Source organism: Plantactinospora veratri, assembly GCF_036421995.1.
Taxonomy (GTDB): Bacteria; Actinomycetota; Actinomycetes; order Mycobacteriales; family Micromonosporaceae; genus Plantactinospora; species Plantactinospora veratri.
In genome coordinates, this window is sequence record NZ_JAZGQL010000016.1 from 65,907 (window position 1) to 82,673 (window position 16,767).

The window sequence follows — 16,767 nt, forward strand, 5'->3', positions numbered from 1 at the left end:
CACGCCGATCGGCCGAGGAAACAGGGGACGAGATGCGTTACGTGATCATCGGCGCTGGCGCGGTCGGCGGCACCATCGGGGTACGGCTCGGCGAGGCCGGTCGGGACGTGACCCTGGTGGCCCGGGGTGCCCACCTGGAGGTGATCCGGGCGCACGGGCTGACCCTGAGCGCCCCGGACGGCGAGTACGTCTCCCGACTCCCCGCCATCGGCGACCCCGCCTCCGAGAAAACCGGCGAGCCGCTGACTCCGGACACCGTGCTGGTGCTGACGGTGAAGTCGCAGGACACCGAGGCCGCGCTCCGGAGCTGGGCCGACCTCCCGGTCCAGGGCGGTGGTACGGCGGCACAGCGGCTGCCGCTGCTGACCGCGCAGAACGGGGTGGCCAACGAACGCGCCGCCGCCCGGCTCTTCGACCGGGTCTATCCGGTCTGCGTCTGGCTGCCGGCGACCCACCTCGAACCCGGACGGGTCGTCGCCAGCGGCCACCCGTACTCGGGCATGCTGCATCTCGGCGCCTTCCCGCACGGCTCCGACGACCTCGCGCACCGGATCAGCGCGGACCTGGCGGCGGCCCGGATCCTCGCCCCGGTCCGGGACGACGTGATGCGCTGGAAGTACGGCAAGCTGCTGCGCAACCTCGGCAACGGCGTCCAGGCGCTCCTCGGCCTCTCGGTCGGCGGCACCGCGCCCGGAGCCGCCGACGGGCGGGCGGCCCGGGCGGCCGAGCTGCTCGCGGCGGTACTGGCCGAGGGTGAGGCGGTGCTCGACGCGGCCGGGATCGGCTACACCTCGCGGGCGGAGGAGGCCGCCGAGCGCGGCGACCGGGTCGAGGCGGTACCGGTGGCCGGGCAGCCCCGGCAGGGCGGCTCGACCTGGCAGAGCCTCGCCCGGGACGCCGGATCGGCCGAGACCGACTACCTCAACGGCGAGATCGTGCTGCTCGGCCGGCTGCACGGCGTGCCGACCCCGGCCAACGCGGCAGTGCAGCGGGCGATGCGCCGGGCGGTACGCGAACACATCCCGGCCGGCGAGTTCCCGATCGCCGAACTGAGCTGACCGGTCCGGCCAAATTGAGCCGGGGCCGCTGCCAATAGTTCCGTCCGACCCGCAACCGCACCCCCGGGCCCAGGCGTATTGGCTATGTCCGGCAGGGGAGGTCGCAGGTGCCCGACGTCGACGACTTCGACGAGTTCTACCGGGGGAGCCGGCAACGGCTGCTCGGGTACGTCTATCTGTTGACCGGTGACCTGGGCGAAGCCCAGGACGCCGTCCAGGAGGCGTACATCCGGGCGTGGCAGCGCTGGTCGCGGGTGCGCGGGTACGCCGATCCGGAGGCGTGGGTGCGGGTGGTGGCCGCCCGGGTGGCGATCAGCCGCTGGCGCAGCCTGCGCAGCCGGAGCCGGGCGTACCTGCGGCACGGGTTGCCGCCCGACACCCCGGCGCCGGGTACCGAGACGATCGAGGTGGTCGCCGCGCTCCGTCGGCTGCCGGAGGAGCAACGTACCGCGATCGCCCTGTACTACCTGCTCGGCCTGCCGGTCGCCGAGGTGGCCCGGGAGACCGGTGCCCCTGTCGGCACGGTGAAGGCCCGGCTGGCCCGTGGCCGGGCGGCGTTGGCCGGCCTGCTGACGGTCGTGGATCTGGAGGAGGTCGCCGATGCCTGATTTGATGTCCACCCGCGTCGCCCAGCCCGGATACCGGTCCGATCCGCCGACGGGTCGGTCGACCGGCCCGCTGGCGGACCTGTCGGCCGGGGTGGGGCCGGACCTGGCGGACCGGATCGCCGAGGAGATCGCCGCGGTGCGCTGGCTCGCGCCCGAGGAGATCCGGGCGCGGGCCCGGCGGCGTAATCGAATCCGGTCGCTGGTCGGGACGGTCGCGGTGCTCGTCGTGGTCGCGTCGGGCTCGGTCGTGGCCGTCGAACGGTACGGGCCACGGCCGCTGCCGGCCGGGGGGCAGCCGCCGCTGGCCGGACCTTCGGCCCCGGTGCCGTCGCCGGATCCGGTCGCCATCCCGGCGTCGGCACTGCTGCAACCCGAGGACGTCGGGCCGGGGCTGGTGGTGGAGCGGGAGGATGTGCGGCTGGACACGGTGGTGGAGGTGGTCGACGCGACCGTGCCGCTGGGCTGCTCCGGGTACGCGCTACGCGACCGCTACGACGGGCTGGCCCGGATGGTCCGCCGGCACACCGTGCAGCAGCCGCCGACGGTACCCGGTGACCCGCACAGCGGCGCGCCGGTCGTACACGAGCGGGTTTTCCGGCTCTTCCCCGATGCGGCCCGGCAGGTTTTCGCGGACGCCCGTGCGGTGCCCGACCTCTGCGCCGAATACCGCACGTCCGGGGCGATCGAGGTCGACGGCCGCGGACTTGCCGTCGACGCGGAGCACCGCTGGCGGCTCCTTGCCGAGGGCTTCGCCGGGGACGAGTCGGTGCTGTTGGACTGGCGGACCACGGTCCGCCGGCAGGACACTTCGGCGGTGGTGGACGGTCCCGCCAGCCGGCTGGTCGGAGTCGTCCGGGTCGGCGACCTGGTCGCCACGGTGGACCGGGTCGACGAGGCGCCGGACCCGAAGCGGGCCGAGGCGCTGACCCGGCGCGCCGCCGTCCGGCTCTGCGAGGCCGTGAACCCGCCCTGCTGAGAGGCCGGACGAGGGTGCGCGGAGCAGCGCGGTCAGAGCGGAGCAGCGCGGTCAGAGCGGGATGTTGCCGTGCTTCTTCGCCGGCAGCGTCTCGCGCTTGGTGCGGAGGATCCGCAGCCCGCGCACGATCTGGCTCCTGGTCTCCGCCGGCCGGATCACCGAGTCGACGTAGCCGCGCTCGGCCGCCACATAGGGGTTGGCGAGGGTGTCCTCGTACTCCCGGATCTTCTCGGCCCGGACGGCGGCCGGATCCTCGGCGGCGGCCAGCTCGCCCCGGTAGAGGATGTTCACCGCGCCCTGCGCGCCCATCACCGCGATCTGCGCGGTCGGCCAGGCGAAGTTGAGGTCCGCGCCGAGATGCTTGGAACCCATCACGTCGTACGCCCCGCCGTACGCCTTCCGGGTGATCACGGTGACCTTCGGGACGGTGGCCTCGGCGTACGCGTAGATCAGTTTGGCGCCCCGCCGGATGATGCCGTCCCACTCCTGGCCGGTACCGGGCAGGAACCCGGGTACGTCCACAAAGGTGAGTACCGGGATGTTGAACGCGTCGCAGGTGCGGACGAACCGGGCGGCCTTCTCGGAGGCGGCGATGTCCAGGCAGCCGGCGAAGTGCATGGGCTGGTTCGCCACCACCCCGACCGGCCGCCCCTCGACCCGACCGAAGCCGACCACGATGTTCTGCGCGTAGAGGGGCTGGACCTCCAGGAACTCCCCTTCGTCGAGAACGTGCTCGATCACCTGGCGGATGTCGTACGGCTGGTTCGCCGAGTCCGGGATCAGCGTGTCCAGCTCCCGGTCGAAGTCGGTGACCTCCAGCTCGGCCGGGGCGTCGAGGACCGGTGACTCGTCGAGGTTGTTGCTCGGCAGGTACGACAGCAGCGCCCTGACGTAGTCGATCGCGTCGTCCTCGTCGGTGGCCAGGTAGTGCGCGTTGCCGCTGCGGGTGTTGTGGGTACGCGCCCCGCCCAGCTCCTCCATCGCGACGTCCTCACCGGTCACCGTCTTGATCACGTCCGGGCCGGTGATGAACATGTGCGAGGTCTGGTCGACCATCACGGTGAAGTCGGTGACCGCCGGGGAGTAGACGGCCCCGCCCGCGCAGGGTCCCATCACCAGCGAGATCTGCGGGATCACCCCGGAGGCGCGGACGTTGCGGAAGAAGATCTCGCCGTAGAGGCCGAGGCTGACCACGCCCTCCTGGATCCGGGCGCCGCCGGAGTCGTTGATGCCGATCACCGGGCAGCCGATCTTCATCGCCAGGTCCATCACCTTGACGATCTTCTCGCCGAAGACCTCGCCGAGGGAGCCGCCGAAGACCGTGAAGTCCTGGGCGAAGACGCAGACCTGCCGGCCGTCGACGGTGCCGTACCCGGTCACCACGCCGTCACCGTACGGGCGGGTGCGGTCCAGCCCGAAGTTGGTCGACCGGTGCCGGGCCAGCCCGTCCAGCTCGACGAAGGAACCCGGGTCGAGAAGCAGCTCGATCCGCTCCCGGGCGGTCTTCTTGCCCCGGGCGTGCTGTTTCTCCACCGCCCGGGCCGAACCGGCGTGCACCGCCTCGTCGACCCGGCGGTCCAGGTCCGCCAGGCGGCCGGCGGTGCTGTGGGGGTCGACGTCGGTGGTGCTCGGCTGCCCAGTCACGTTCGCGATCGTAACGACGGCCGGCGCCCCGGCCACCGCCCGGTGGCGGGGCGTGTGCCGCACCACCCGGCCCCGCGACCCGATGGTCCAGGGGAGGAGCCCGGCTGGCGACCGGCGGGAGGACCCGGCCGCGACGGTAGGGCCCGCACCGGGAGGCCGGACCCGTACGCTGGGCTGATGCCGGGATCGCCGTACACCGACCTGGACCGTCCGCCGCTCGACGCGCGGCGGCTCCGGCGGGCCCTGATCACACCGGAGAGCCTCTGGACCCGGCTGGTGCTGCACCGCGAGACCGGATCGACGAACGCCGACGCGGCCGAGGCCGCCCGGGCGGGCGAGCCGGAAGGGCTGGTGGTGGTCGCCGAGCGGCAGACCGCGGGGCGGGGCCGGCGCGGGCGTACCTGGGAGTCGCCGGCCCGGGCCGGGCTCGCGGTCAGCGTGCTGCTCCGGCCCGGGCTGGCCGCACCCGACCGGGACTGGCCGGCGGTGCCACCACCCCGGTACGGCTGGCTGCCCCTGTTGGCCGGTGTCGCCCTGGTGGAGGCGGTGGACCTGCTGGCCGAGCTGGACTCGGCGCTGAAGTGGCCGAACGATCTCCTGCTCTGGGCCGGCCCGCGCAACGGCCGCCCCGCCGAGCGATCCCCGAACGATGCAGACCGGTCCCCGGACGAAGCGGGCCGGTTCCCGGATCCGGGGGACGCGCAGGGGCGGCCGACCGGTGCGGCGGGCGGCCGGCCGAACGGCGAGGCGAAGGCCGCCGGGATCCTGGCCGAGGCGGTCTCCGAGGCCGGTGCGGGGGACCCGGGGGTGGTGCTCGGCCTGGGCGTCAACGTGACGGTGCGCGCCGACGAACTGCCGGTCAACCCGACCGGGCTGCCGGCCACCTCGCTGCAACTGGCCGGTGCGGCAGCCACCGACCGTGACCCGCTGCTGCGGGCGCTGCTGCGCGGGATCGACCGCTGGTACGGCCGCTGGCGGACCGCCGGTGGCGACGCCGCCGCCTGCGGCCTGCACGAGGCGTACGTGCGCAACTGCGCCACCCTCGGCCGCGAGGTACGGGTACTGCTGCCAGCCGGCGACGAACTTGTCGGCACCGCCAGCACGGTCGACCCGGACGGGCAACTGGTGCTCGCCACCGCCGACGGCGAGCGCCGGGTCGCCGCCGGTGACGTCCTGCACCTGCGTTGACCGTCAGCGGGGCCCGGCCGGGGCGCCGCTGCCGTGCCGACGGCGATCCGCCCGACTGTCGGTAAAGAGTCGATACCGGATACCACGGCGGTGGCGCGGAACCGCTACGGTCACCGCGGACATTCGGTTATGGACGAGGAGGATGGGGTGGCTTTCCCTGAGGACGTGCTCACCCAGGACGAGCATGTCGTAGCGCACCTGCACCCACACTGGAAGGCGTTGATCCGACCGGTCGTGGTGCTGGTCCTGGCCGTTGCCGCCGTGGTCGCCGGCCTCGTCCTGCTGCCGTCGACCGGTGCCGGCACCGTGCTCGGCTACGTGATCGCGGCGGTGGCGCTGGTGCTGGTGGTCTGGTTGAGCGTCCGGCCGTACCTGGTCTGGCGGACCACGCACTATCTGTTCACCAACGAGCGGGTGCTGTTGCAGAAGGGCGTCTTCTCCCGCGACCGCCGGGACATTCCGCTCGGCCGGATCAACGACCACTCGATGAGCCAGAAGTTTCTCGAGCGACTGCTCGGCTGCGGCACGTTGACCATCGAGTCGGCCGGCGAGCGGGGCCAGTCGGTGCTGGAGGACATCCCGGGCGTGGAGCGGGTGCAGACCATGCTCTACGAGCTCGTGGAGGCCAACCACGACAAGCACTCGCTCGGTGACGGCGAGATGCGCGAGATCATGGCCGACATGGCCGAGGGCAAGCCGCTGCGCGAAGAGTCGAAGTAACGTCCGAGGGCCCCGGGAACCCGAGCCGCTCCGCGCGGCCGGGCCGGGGCCCTTCCGCTCGGGCCAGGGCGCTGCGGCTCGGGCAGGTCAGCCCGGTGGCAGCGGTTCCCGCATGACGAACCAGCCCCGGAAACGGGTACGCAGCACCTCGCGGTCCGGTTGGCCCTGTGCGTCCAGCCGGTCCATGCTGGCGGTCAGGGTGACGGTCCCGAAGCCGGGCCGCGCGACCGACGGCTTGCTGCCGAGTACGGTCAGCCGGGTCGCCAGCCGGTCACCGGCGCGGACCGGGGCCAGCCAGCGCAGCTCCTCCAGCCCGGGTGAGGCGTCCCCGGCGGCCCGGGCGAGCACGTGGTCGACGTACGCCCGCATGAAGAGGCTGACCGTGAAGAAGCCGCTGGCGATCAGTCCGCCGTGATGACTGCGCCGGGCCAACTCCTCGTCGACGTGGTACCACTGCGGGTCGAACCGCCGGGCGAAGTCGACCATCTCCCGCCCGTCGACGACGGTGACCCCGAGGTCGAAGGAGCGGCCAGGCGTCAGATCCTCGAAGAACAGCTCGGCGGGCGCGCCGGTACCCGAGCGGCTCACCGCGCCGCTCAGCGGGCTGACGAACGCCGGGGCGCGGCGTTCAGCTCGGCGGCGAGTTCGGTCTCCAGCGCGGCGTCGATGGTCTCGGCGAACTGGACCTCGAGTGGCTGGGCGGAGCCGTCCGGCGCTCCGACGCCGGTTCGCCGCCCGTTCGTGGCGGGTGTGGCTCCGTTCGTGGCCGGGCGCGCCCCGTTCGTGGCGGGTGTGGCCCCGTTCGTGGCGGGCGTGGCCGTGTCGTCGGGTACTCCGGTCTCCGGACCCACGCCCTGGCCGCCGTTGGCGGCCTGGGCGTCGGCAGGGTGGGGGCCGGTCAGCTCGCCGACCGCCTCGGCGAGTTCGGCGACCGGGTCGAGTTCGGCCAGGAAGTCGTCATCCAGCTCGGCGGCCCGCCCGGGGGCGGTCGTCTTGCCCACCGCACCGCCCTCGACCGGGACGAATGCCATGTTCGGGGATTTCCGGAAGACAAAGGTGCGGTAGGACCAGAACCGGAAGACGGTGGCGAGTCCGACGCCGACCGTCTTGGCGAGGTTGAGCGCCAGCAGGCTGCTGATGCCGAACCCGTACTTGGCCAGGGCCAGCACGCCCAGCTCGATGGCCAGCCCGGCCCCGTTGAAGAGGAAGAAGAGGGCGTACTCGCGGCGCATTGCCGACTTCGGCCGGTCCCGGTAGGTCCAGTGCCGATTCATCAGATAGGACGAGACGGTGGCGACGACCGTGGCGATGACATTCGCCTTCAGTTGCCCGTCGGCGAACACGGTGAGCGCCAACGCGTTGAACACCGCGTAGTTGATGGCGGCGTTCAAACCCCCGACGGCACCGAATTTCAGCACCTCACGCAGGAACTTCTGCCAGCGTTCGGGCAACAGACGGGCGAAACGCATTCGACCACCTTAGGGCAGATCTGGGCGCCGGGTGCGCCGACCGGACGGAGGTGGGTTGCCGGTCACTGCCTCTTGTGACTCTGTGTGATCACGTCCGGTGCGTCGACGGCCGCCGGGCCGACGAAGACGAACCGGCGGTAGGACCAGAACCGGAAGAAGGTGCCCAGCGCCGCGCCGACGAAGTTGGCCGCGATGTTGTCGGCGACCAGCGACTTGAACACGCCCGGCCAGATGCTGCCGAGCCCGTAGTGGCTGATGGCCAGGCAGGCCAGCCCGATGCCCAGGCCGACGGCGTTGAAGAAGAAGTAGAGCGAGTATTCGCGGGCCATGCCGGAGCGTTCCCGGTGCCGCCAGGTCCAGAACCGGTTGCCGACGAAGGCGACGGTCGCGGCGATGACCGTGGAGAACGTCTTCGCGGTGAGGGTCTCCCAGCCGAGGCTCGCGTTGGCGTAGTTGAACAGCACGAAGTCGACCACGAAGGCCACCCCGCCGACCGTGCCGAACTTGCCCAGCTCATGGATCAGATGACCGAACCGGTCCAGAAGGGTGCGAATCACGCCGCGCCGCGCATCCGGCGGGGAGGGCTGTTCGCCGGTGGCGGTCGAGGACACGGCTTCAGCGTACCGGTTGCCGGTCGTCCTCACGGGCCGCAACCGGCGACTCGCGATGCCGGACCCCGTCCCGGCTCGGGTGGCGGGCATGCGGTTTGGGCGAACGGAGGGTCTGATGTGACCTCCGGGTCACCTGGCGTCACTGACCACTGTGAGGATGCCGTGACGCAATGCGGTTGCCCTGAAGGATTTGCGTGAAACTGCGCGTGGGAGCGAGGAAAGAACCGCCTTACCGCAGCCCGACCGCATCTTGTGCAGTTCTTCACAACCAGTCTCGCTGCCCCGAACGCCGGCTCGGTTTACGCTGACGGAAATCCCAGGCTTTCACAAGGCGACGCGGTCGCCGGTCTGTTCGGCACCGCACGCCCTGCAATCGGTCAGCGTCGACCAAAGGAGAACTGTCATGGCCGCTCCGGCTACTATCCGGGGTCTCGATCAAGCTCCGACAAGCCATCCGAAACTACTCGCCTGGGTCAAAGAGGTAGCCGAACTCACCAGTCCCGACCAGGTGGTCTGGGTCGACGGCTCGGACGAGGAATGGCGCCGCATCACCGACGAACTGGTCGACGCCGGCACCCTCGTACGCCTGGATCCGGCCCGTAAGCCGAACTCGTTCTGGGGGCGTACCGATCCCGGCGACGTGGCCCGGGCCGAGGACCGTACCTTCATCTGCTCGGTCGACGAGTCCGATGCCGGCCCCACCAACAACTGGATGGCCCCGGCCGAGATGAAGCGCATCATGACCGACCTCTACCGGGGTTCGATGCGCGGACGCACCATGTACGTCATTCCGTTCTGCATGGGTCCGCTGGAGGCGGAACAGCCGATGTTCGGCGTCGAGATCACCGACAGCCCGTACGTCGTGGCGAGCATGCGCATCATGACCCGGATGGGCACGAAGGTGCTGGCCGGGATGGGGGAGAACGCGGACTTCGTGCACGCGCTGCACTCGGTCGGCGCTCCGCTGGAGCCGGGCCAGTCGGACGTGGCATGGCCGTGCAACGACACCAAGTACATCTCGCACTTCCCGGAGACCCGGGAGATCTGGTCCTTCGGCTCCGGCTACGGCGGCAACTCGCTGCTCGGCAAGAAGTGCTACTCGCTGCGGATCGCCAGCGTGATGGCCCGGGACGAGGGCTGGCTCGCCGAGCACATGCTCATCATGAAGCTGACCTCGCCGGAAGGGTCGGTGCACTACATCGCCGGCGCCTTCCCGTCCGCCTGCGGCAAGACCAACCTGGCGATGCTGGAGCCGACCATCCCGGGCTGGAAGGTCGAGACGATCGGCGACGACATCGCCTGGATGAAGTTCGGCCCGGACGGCCGGCTCTACGCGGTCAACCCCGAGTACGGCCTCTTCGGTGTCGCGCCCGGCACCGGCTGGAAGACCAACGCCAACGCGATGCGCACCATCGACCTGGGGAACTCCATCTTCACCAACGTCGGGCTGACCGACGACGGTGACATCTGGTGGGAGGGGATGAGCGAACCGCCGGCCCACCTCATCGACTGGAAGGGCCGGGACTGGACCCCGGAGAGCGGGGAACTCTCCTCGCACGCCAACAGCCGGTTCTGCACGCCGCTGCTCCAGTGCCCGATCGTCGCCGACGAGTTCAACGACCCGAACGGCGTACCGATCGACGCCATCCTGTTCGGCGGGCGGCGCAAGGACACCATCCCGCTGATCACCGAGGCCCGGGACTGGGTGCACGGTGTCTACATGGGAGCGACGCTCTCCTCGGAGACCACCGCCGCCGCCTCCGGCGAGGTCGGCGTGGTCCGCCGGGACCCGATGGCGATGCTGCCGTTCATCGGCTACCACGGCGGGGACTACTTCCGGCACTGGATCGAGATGGGCAAGGGCGCCGACGGCGACGAGTCGAAGCTGCCGAAGATCTACTACGTCAACTGGTTCCGTAAGAACGCCGACGGCGACTTCATCTGGCCCGGCTTCGGCGAGAACTCCCGGGTGCTGAAATGGATCGTCGAGCGCCTGGAGGGCCGGGCCGAGGCGGTCGAGACGCCGATCGGGTTCGTACCGGCCCCGGACGCGCTCGACGTCGACGGCTTGGACATGAGCCCGGAGGACCTGCGGATCGCGACCCGGGTCGACGTCGAGGAGTGGCGCGACGAACTGCCCATGATCACCGAGTGGTTCGAGAAGTTCGGTGACAAGCTGCCCGGCGTGCTCTGGGCCGAGCTGGACGCCCTGCGGGCCCGGCTCGACGACGAGGCGACCCGGGTCGGCGCCAACCAGCCCTGAGGTGTGAGGAAGGGCCCCCTGTACAACAGAAAACGATAAGCGGGGGCCCTTCCTTGCAGGTGTGCGGGTGGCGCCCGGCGGGCATCATCGACGGCATGACGACGGCCGCCGCGACCGAGGTCCGGCGGCCGTCCGCCGTCCGCGCGCTGACCTGGCTGCTCGCCGCGACCGCGGCGGCCACCGTCGCGGTCGACGCGCTCAACTGGTGGTACGCCGACGACCGCGGCTTCGGGCTGGCGGTACGCAGCGGCTGGGCGCTGCTGCGCACCCTCGGCTTCCTGATCCTGATCCGGCACGTCCGGCGGGGCCGGGCCGGTGCCCGCCCGCTCGGACTGATCCTCGCGGTGACCACGGTCTTCGCGGTCGGCCGGCTGATCGTCCCCCGGGCCGGCGTACCCGCGCTGCCCGGAGTGCTCGGCTTCGCCGTACTGGCCGTACTCTGCGTGGCCGTCGTCTGGCTGCTCTACCGGTCGCCGGCGCTGCGGGAGTACCTGGTCCGGCACCCGAGCCGGCTGGTCGTCGACCGGCGGGGCATCTCCTGGCGGGAGGTCACCCCGCGCCGGCCGCCGGTCACCGGCTGGCTGCTCACCGCCCGGGTCGCCGCGTTCACGTACGGGCCGTTGACCCTGGTGCCCTGTCTGGTGGCCGTCGGCACGATTCTCGACGGCCGGCTGCTCGCGGTGCCTACCCTGGTGCTGTGGTTCGGCATCGGCGTCGGGGTCAGCTACGCGGTGCTGTTCTGCACCTTCTTCCTGCTCCGGGGCAAGACCTGGGCGAGCGGGCTGCTGGTGGTGGTCAGCGTGGCGGTGGTCGCGGTCGACCTGGCGTTCTGCTGGCTGCTGCTCGGAGTCGACGGCCTGGTCCGGGACGGTGTGCCGCTGGTGGTGGCCGCCGGGCTGACCCTCTACGCGCTGCGCCGGGCCGACCGGGCGGCCCGGGCCGACTCCTCGGGCCCGGTTCCCGCCGTGGCCCGGCCGGGCTGAGCTGATCCGCGGTGGAGACCGTCGACGTCGCGGTGGTGGGTGCCGGGCCGGCCGGGGCCAGTGCCGCGGTGGCGGCGAGCCGGGCCGGAGCGCGGGTACTGCTGCTGGACCGGGCCGATTTTCCTCGGGACAAGGCGTGCGGGGACGGGATCGCCGCGCACGCGCTCGACGTACTCGCCGAACTGGGGGTTTCCGACCCGGTCGCCGGTTATCGGCCGGTGCCGGCGCTGCGGCTGGTGGCGCCCGGTGGCGGGAGCGTGGCGCGGCGGCTGCCCCGGCCGGCGTACACGGTGCCTCGCCGGGTCTTCGACGCCCGGCTGGTCGCGGCGGCGCTCGCGGCCGGCGCGGAGCTGCGCCGGCACGCGGTCCGGCGGATCGAGCGCTCCGACGGCCTGGTGCTGATCGACGGTACGATCGCCGCCCGCGCCGTGGTCGGCGCCGACGGCGCCGGTTCGGTGGTCCGGCGGGCGCTGGGGCACGGACCGAATCCCGACGGGCATCTGGGGCTGGCCATCCGGGGGTACGCCCCGGTCCCCGCCGGCCCGGCCGAGCAGCGGATCGTCACCTCGGCGACGCACTGGCCGGGCTACGCCTGGGCGTTCCCGATCGGGGACGGGCGGGCGAACGTCGGGTACGGCGAGGTGCTGGCCGGCCGCCCGCTGCGCCGGACCGAGCTGCTGGACCGGTTGGCGGCGCTGCTTCCCGAGATCGACCCGGCGGCCGTCACCGGGCTGCGCGCGCACCACCTGCCGCTCTCCACCCGCCGTCCGGCGCCGGGCCGGGGCCGGATCGTGCTGGCCGGTGACGCGTTGTCGCTGGTCAACCCGTTCACCGGCGAGGGGATCTTCTATGCGGTGCTCTCCGGTGCGCTGGCCGGGGCGGCCGCTGCCACGGCACCGCACGCCGCCGCCGACCGGTACGCCGCCGCGCTGCGGTCGCGGCTCGGCGCTCACCTGCGGGACAGCTCGGCGGTGGCCTGGCTGGCGCGCCGGGCGCCGGTGGTGGACGGGGTGGTCCGGGCCGCCGAACGGGACGCCCAGGTCTTCCGGACGCTGGTCGAGCTGGGCCTGGGTGACGGCCGGCTGGACGCCCGGACATTGACCAGGGTCGCCGGTGCGGTGGTCGGTTCGGCCGGGCGGCACTTCCGTCGTCGACTCTGATCGGTACGCTGCAAGGGATGAGTCTGCGCGACCTGATCTACTCGGTGTATGAGCGCCGTCTGACGGCGAAGCTCGCCGGTAAACCCGTGCCGAAGCATGTCGGGGTGATGTGCGACGGCAACCGGCGCTGGGCCAGGGAGATGGGGTACGTCGACCCCAACGACGGGCACCGGGTCGGCGCAGCCAAGATCAAAGATGTCCTGGGCTGGTGTGACCAGGCCGGGATCGGGCACGTCACGCTCTATCTGCTGGCCACCGACAACCTGCGCCGGCCGGCCAGCGAGCTGGACCCGCTGGTGCAGATCATCGAGGACCTGGTGGTCGAGCTGGCCGAGGAGGGCAACCCCTGGCGGCTGCGGATGGTCGGCGCGCTCGACCTGCTGCCGGCGCAGACCGCGATCACGCTGAAGTCGGCGCAGGAGCGCACCCAGGACCGGGTCGGCGGGGCGCAGGTCAACATCGCGGTCGGCTACGGCGGCCGGCGGGAGATCGCCGACGCGGTCCGGTCCCTGCTCTACGAGCACGCGGCGTCCGGCGGCACCATCGAGGAACTCGCCGAGGTGCTCGACGTGGAGCACATCGCCGAGCACCTCTACACCCGTGGGCAGCCCGATCCGGACCTGGTGATCCGGACCAGTGGCGAGCAGCGCCTCTCCGGTTTCCTGCTCTGGCAGTCGGCGCACTCCGAGTTCTACTTCTGCGAGCTGAACTGGCCGGACTTCCGGCACGTCGACTTCCTGCGCGCGCTGCGGTCGTACGCGAACCGGCAACGCCGCTACGGCGCATAGCCGGCGCCGCCGGGCCCACCGGGCGCCGGGCCACCGGGGTGGCGCGGCGGTCTGCGGCGCGGGTCAGGTGAGCCGGTGCAGGGCCTCGGTGAGGAAGTCGCCGAGGGCCTCCGGGGACTCGATGTTCAGGTCGGCGGCGGTGGAGACCTCGTCGCCGGTCTCCGGGTTCGCCACGGCGACGCAGACGCCGAAGAAGTCCGGATCGACCGCCTCGCGGGCGCGCAGGGCGGCGAACGCCTTGATGTCCGAGACGTCGTCGCCGAAATACCACGCGCAGCCGGCGTCCCGGACCGCCTCGTCGATCACCATTCCCTTGTCCCGGTCGACCGGCGGCTTCAACTCCAGCACCATCCGGCCGACCTGCACCCGCAGGCCCAGCCGGTCGGCCTGGTCCCGCCCCCAGCGTTCGACCTGCTCGGCCAGGTGCGGCGCGGTCCGGTAGTGCAGGGCGACGGAGAGCCGCTTGTATTCCACCAGCGTGCCCTCGGGCAGCTCGGCCCGGGCCCGGTCGGCGAGTTCGGCCATGGTGGGCACGAACGGCAGTGCCGCCTCCACGGTGACGGTCTCGCCCGAGGCGTGCAGGTGCTCCAGCCCGTAGAGGCCGTAGAGGTCGACGCCGGGAGCGCCGGCGAACCGGTCCCGGAGGAACTCCACCGGCCGGGCCGAGACGATGGCCACCCGCTGCACCACCTCGGTGAGCGCGGTGATCGCGGCCAGCGCCTTCGGAGCCGGCTCGACGGTGGTCGGATCGTCCCGGACCGGGGCGAGGGTGCCGTCGAAGTCGAAGAACAGGACACACCGCCCGACCCGCTCGGCGGTCGCCCGCCATGCCTGCTCGGCAGTCAGAGAACGGGTCGAGGGTTCGCCCCCCGTGTTGATCGGCCGCACGGGCGTCAGCGTACCCCGGCGGGTTGCCACCGCAGACGTCGAAGCGAAAACGTCTCACTCGTCGAGGCGGCAACCTCGATCCTCGCGGTGGCAACCCGTCGACGGTGTCGGTACGGATCCGCCGGTGGCTGGCACGGCAACCGGCCGGCGGTGCTGCGGCGATCTCCCCTCGTCGCCGCGCTGGTCGGCTCGGGCGTCCCGGCCCGGGGCCGACCCTCGGTGCGGTCGGGCCTGTTGTGGCGCCCGGCCGAACCTCAGTCGTCGCCGCCGAGCATCGCCCGGCGGCCGTGCAGTCGGGGCCCGATCGGCACCACAGCCGAGTCCTGGTTGCGGCTCAGCAGGTAGCCCTCGACGAACCCGGTGTTGTGGTCTCCGGTGTTGCGGTCGAGCTCGTTCAGTCGGGCGATCAGGAACTCGGTGAGTGCGGTGATCCGGGCGTTGAGCCGTTCGTGGAGATCGGCGACGACGGCCAGCACGATGGCGGTACCGGTGGCGGCGATGGCGAGCACGTTCACCAGGAACGGCACCGGGTCGCCGCCGTGCACCGTCCCGACCACGACGTTCGCGGTCACGCACAAGGTCAGGGAGACCGCCGCGACAACGACAGCCATCCACTTCAGGGTCATGGCTGACCCTCCTTCTGTCCCGCAGGGCTGAATTCGGCCTTGTCCCGTCCCCCCGCCGACGACGAGCCCAAGCAGTACGAAGAGGGACGTTAGCGCGACTGATTGATTCCTGGAGCTGATTGGATGGGACTCATGCGCGAAGTTGCGCCATCTGAGTAACTAACCAGCTTGCTTCCGCCCTTTTCGGACTTCCAGCGGCAGAGGCGGGCGATACGCCAGATAGCGGATGGTCTCTCGAATGTGGAACTTCTCCGCGTCCGAGACGTTAGGGTCGACCAGCCGGCGCAGCAGCGCCTCGACGTCCGGATCCATCGGCGGGGCGCTCGGCGCCGGGCGGGACGGGGTGGCCCGGTCCCAGCCGAGCACTCCGAACGCGACACTCGGATCCAGCCCCAGGCCCTCGCAGAACGCGACCACCCGGGCCGCCTCGGGGTCGCTGGCCCACTCGCCGCGTACCCAGCGGTTGATGGTCTGGCGGGACACACCGGTCCGCCGGGAGACCTCGGTGCCGGTCCAGGCGCGGGTGGTGCGGGCGTCGTCGAGTGCCTTGCGTACGAAGGCAGCGAACGCGATCTTCCGTCCGTGGGCGCGGTCCGGCACCCGGTGACGGTACGGCCAGCCACCCGCCTTCGGGGGGACTGCGGCGAGCCTGTACTGCGTGCGTGACAACGGCTCACTTTTCCGGCGCGCGGTGCTCTTGCTTGTGTCGAGGGGTATCACGTGGCAACAATAGGTGTACGTAGGTGTGGGGGTAATCAGACGAAAAGCTGATACTGTCACGCGTACGATACGCCCTACCGTTTGTCTCGTGCATGAGACGTTTCGTGCTCGTGAGGGTGACACCCTCGCGACTGGAGGAGTCCGGTGACCGAACTAGCAACCCGGGCCCAGGCATTCGGTCTGATCGCCGACGGCGTCGCCGCCGGTCTCAGTGCGCCATGGCGGCTCTACCTGGCACGCGGCTGCCGTTACCTCTCGCTCAACGTCGGCGACCGTGCGGAGTGGAACTCCTGGCGTACCCACCTCGGCTGCCCGGAGCTGAGCGTCCGGGTGTACGACGCCGGCGGCGAGATCCGGCGCGCCTCGGTCGCCGAGGTCGTGCTGGACGGCTGCCGGATCAGCGTCGAGCTGGTCGAGGAGGTGAGCACGGAGGATCTCGACCGGCTGCTCATCACCGATCCCACCTCTTTCGACCCGACCTCCTCCGACCCGGAGGAGAAGTGACCCGGCTCCTCCGGCCCGAGGAGAAGTGACCCGACCGGCGACCGGTCGGGTGTGGAACTGAAGGACAGCGACGAGCGGAGCGAGGAGATCGGGTGAGCGAGAGTTACCAGCGAACCGGCCGGCTCAGGCCCCGGACTTGCGGCCCCGGCGGGCGACCTGGCGTCGGCGAGCGGTGCGAGGAGACACGGTGAGTCCGTTCTTCGTGGTCTTCCTCCTGCTCCTGCTCGTCTCGGCCAGCTATGCGGCCGGACGGCTGCACGGCCAGCTCAGCTACCGGCTCGGTTACCGGTTCGGTTACCGGCAGGGATATTTCGACGGGGACCGGGGGGCCTGGAACCGTCGACGTAGGGAGGCGCAGGCGGCCATCGCCTCGGTGTTGGCGGTGCCATCACCCACCACACCGCACATCGCCCACACCGTCGTAGGTCAGGGAACGACGTATACGGGCGCCTCCTTCGCGGGGACCGCGACCAACGGCGGACGGCACTCCACCGACGCCCTCGCCGTCAGGAACGCCTGACCGGCGGCGCGGTGGGGTGAGCGGTCACCCGCGAGCACGGT

Annotated in this window: 17 protein-coding genes and 2 pseudogenes; 12 read left to right on the forward strand and 7 right to left on the reverse strand. The window is 71.6% G+C overall.

Annotated features, from left to right (window positions below):
• The first annotated feature begins 32 nt into the window (after positions 1-32).
• From V1634_RS21005 to V1634_RS21015, 3 genes are all read left to right on the forward strand, one after another.
• A complete protein-coding gene (locus V1634_RS21005; protein ID WP_331209598.1) occupies positions 33-1,058 on the forward strand; it encodes a ketopantoate reductase family protein in 1,026 nt (341 codons plus the stop codon).
• Positions 1,059-1,165: 107 nt separating this feature from the next.
• Positions 1,166-1,666 (forward strand): SigE family RNA polymerase sigma factor, encoded by a 501-nt coding sequence (locus V1634_RS21010; RefSeq protein WP_331209599.1) that lies wholly within the window; start codon positions 1,166-1,168, stop codon positions 1,664-1,666.
• Positions 1,659-2,642 (forward strand): hypothetical protein, encoded by a 984-nt coding sequence (locus tag V1634_RS21015; RefSeq protein WP_331209600.1) that lies wholly within the window; start codon positions 1,659-1,661, stop codon positions 2,640-2,642. The genes V1634_RS21010 and V1634_RS21015 overlap by 8 nt, the downstream gene beginning before the upstream one ends.
• Positions 2,643-2,693: 51 nt before the next feature.
• Here the strand turns inward: V1634_RS21015 and V1634_RS21020 are convergent, their stop codons facing one another.
• Positions 2,694-4,286 carry an acyl-CoA carboxylase subunit beta gene (locus V1634_RS21020; RefSeq protein ID WP_331209601.1) on the reverse strand — a complete coding sequence of 531 codons (1,593 nt, stop codon included), beginning with the start codon at positions 4,284-4,286 and terminating at the stop codon, positions 2,694-2,696.
• 177 nt (positions 4,287-4,463) lie between these two features.
• Here V1634_RS21020 and V1634_RS21025 point away from each other — a divergent pair.
• The 3 genes and pseudogenes from V1634_RS21025 to V1634_RS21035 all read left to right on the forward strand — a co-directional run.
• Positions 4,464-4,889, forward strand: a pseudogene (locus V1634_RS21025) (biotin--[acetyl-CoA-carboxylase] ligase); the annotation flags it as partial.
• 420 nt (positions 4,890-5,309) lie between these two features.
• Positions 5,310-5,474 (forward strand): hypothetical protein, encoded by a 165-nt coding sequence (locus tag V1634_RS35490; protein ID WP_369938668.1) that lies wholly within the window; start codon positions 5,310-5,312, stop codon positions 5,472-5,474.
• Positions 5,475-5,621: 147 nt separating this feature from the next.
• Complete coding sequence (locus V1634_RS21035; RefSeq protein WP_331209602.1) at positions 5,622-6,194, forward strand: PH domain-containing protein; 573 nt, start codon at positions 5,622-5,624, stop codon at positions 6,192-6,194.
• 87 nt (positions 6,195-6,281) lie between these two features.
• Here the strand turns inward: V1634_RS21035 and V1634_RS21040 are convergent, their stop codons facing one another.
• From V1634_RS21040 to V1634_RS21050, 3 genes and pseudogenes are all read right to left on the reverse strand, one after another.
• Positions 6,282-6,782: a MaoC/PaaZ C-terminal domain-containing protein gene (locus tag V1634_RS21040; protein WP_331209603.1), complete on the reverse strand. Its 501-nt coding sequence runs from the start codon at positions 6,780-6,782 to the stop codon at positions 6,282-6,284.
• 451 nt (positions 6,783-7,233) lie between these two features.
• A pseudogene (locus V1634_RS21045) lies at positions 7,234-7,663 on the reverse strand (GtrA family protein); the annotation flags it as partial.
• Positions 7,664-7,725: 62 nt separating this feature from the next.
• Positions 7,726-8,364, reverse strand: coding sequence for a GtrA family protein (locus V1634_RS21050; RefSeq protein WP_407951818.1), 639 nt, complete (start codon positions 8,362-8,364; stop codon positions 7,726-7,728).
• Positions 8,365-8,677: 313 nt separating this feature from the next.
• Between V1634_RS21050 and V1634_RS21055 the strand changes: the two genes are divergently transcribed.
• From V1634_RS21055 to V1634_RS21070, 4 genes are all read left to right on the forward strand, one after another.
• A complete protein-coding gene (locus tag V1634_RS21055; RefSeq protein ID WP_331209605.1) occupies positions 8,678-10,537 on the forward strand; it encodes a phosphoenolpyruvate carboxykinase (GTP) in 1,860 nt (619 codons plus the stop codon).
• Positions 10,538-10,632: 95 nt separating this feature from the next.
• Entirely contained in the window at positions 10,633-11,520 is an 888-nt protein-coding gene (locus V1634_RS21060; RefSeq protein WP_331209606.1) for a hypothetical protein, read from the forward strand.
• Between the two features lie 11 nt (positions 11,521-11,531).
• Positions 11,532-12,680: an NAD(P)/FAD-dependent oxidoreductase gene (locus V1634_RS21065; RefSeq protein ID WP_331209607.1), complete on the forward strand. Its 1,149-nt coding sequence runs from the start codon at positions 11,532-11,534 to the stop codon at positions 12,678-12,680.
• 17 nt (positions 12,681-12,697) lie between these two features.
• The gene (locus V1634_RS21070; RefSeq protein WP_331209608.1) at positions 12,698-13,468 is read left to right on the forward strand and encodes an isoprenyl transferase; all 771 of its coding nucleotides are present in this window, start codon (positions 12,698-12,700) and stop codon (positions 13,466-13,468) included.
• A gap of 63 nt (positions 13,469-13,531) precedes the next feature.
• Here the strand turns inward: V1634_RS21070 and otsB are convergent, their stop codons facing one another.
• The 3 genes from otsB to V1634_RS21085 form a co-directional block, all read right to left on the reverse strand.
• The gene (gene otsB, locus V1634_RS21075) at positions 13,532-14,356 is read right to left on the reverse strand and encodes a trehalose-phosphatase (protein ID WP_331209609.1); all 825 of its coding nucleotides are present in this window, start codon (positions 14,354-14,356) and stop codon (positions 13,532-13,534) included.
• A 254-nt stretch (positions 14,357-14,610) separates the two neighbouring features.
• Positions 14,611-14,982 carry a hypothetical protein gene (locus tag V1634_RS21080; RefSeq protein WP_331209610.1) on the reverse strand — a complete coding sequence of 124 codons (372 nt, stop codon included), beginning with the start codon at positions 14,980-14,982 and terminating at the stop codon, positions 14,611-14,613.
• Between the two features lie 159 nt (positions 14,983-15,141).
• Positions 15,142-15,582: a helix-turn-helix domain-containing protein gene (locus tag V1634_RS21085; protein WP_107257821.1), complete on the reverse strand. Its 441-nt coding sequence runs from the start codon at positions 15,580-15,582 to the stop codon at positions 15,142-15,144.
• Between the two features lie 264 nt (positions 15,583-15,846).
• Here V1634_RS21085 and V1634_RS21090 point away from each other — a divergent pair, with 264 nt between their 5' ends.
• The gene (locus V1634_RS21090; RefSeq protein ID WP_101369646.1) at positions 15,847-16,206 is read left to right on the forward strand and encodes a hypothetical protein; all 360 of its coding nucleotides are present in this window, start codon (positions 15,847-15,849) and stop codon (positions 16,204-16,206) included.
• Positions 16,207-16,393: 187 nt separating this feature from the next.
• A complete protein-coding gene (locus V1634_RS21095; RefSeq protein WP_107257823.1) occupies positions 16,394-16,726 on the forward strand; it encodes a hypothetical protein in 333 nt (110 codons plus the stop codon).
• The last annotated feature ends 41 nt before the right edge of the window (positions 16,727-16,767 follow it).